This window comes from Micromonospora sp. AMSO31t, assembly GCF_008868175.1.
In the GTDB taxonomy this organism is placed as follows: domain Bacteria; phylum Actinomycetota; class Actinomycetes; order Mycobacteriales; family Micromonosporaceae; genus Micromonospora.
The window spans coordinates 1-498 of record NZ_WBKT01000339.1 but is presented as its reverse complement, the minus strand read 5'-3'; the positions used below and the strand labels follow the sequence as shown (position 1 = coordinate 498).

Below are 498 nucleotides of genomic sequence, written 5' to 3'. Positions count from 1 at the left end.
CTTCGGCCTCCGGCGCGGCCTGCGGCTCGGGTTGAGCCTTCGGGGCCGGCTCGGCCGGCGTGTCCCGCGTCGCCTGGGCGCCCGGCTCAGCCTCCGCGTCGGGGTCGGCCTCCGCGTCGGGGTTGGCCTCCGCGTCGGGGTCGGCCTCCGCGTCGGGGTCGGCCTGCACGGCGGGTTTCGGCTGCGCGGCCGGTGCGGCCTGCGCGGTGGGCTCGCCCTCCGGCGCGGGCTCGGCCGCTGCGGTGGCGGGAACCGGCTGCGCGTCGGGTGCGCCGGCCGGGGCCTCGGCGTCCACGGGCGCGTCCGCCCTGGTCGGAGGCGCGGCGTCGGCCTGCGGTGGAACACCGGCCGGAGGCTCGGTGACCGCCGGATCCCCGTTCCGGCCGGTGGCCGGGGTGCCCCCGTCGGCCGGCCGGTCCGCCCCCGGCTGCGGCTGCGACATCGCGGCAATCTCCTCTCGCGCCGTTGCGAGGTTAGTACCGCCCCGCCACCCCCGAC

1 pseudogene is annotated in these 498 nt (G+C 80.9%); it reads right to left on the bottom strand.

The features are described 5' to 3' along the window. Positions 1-442, bottom strand: a pseudogene (locus F8274_RS30850) (hypothetical protein); the annotation flags it as partial. Between the last annotated feature and the right edge of the window lie 56 nt (positions 443-498).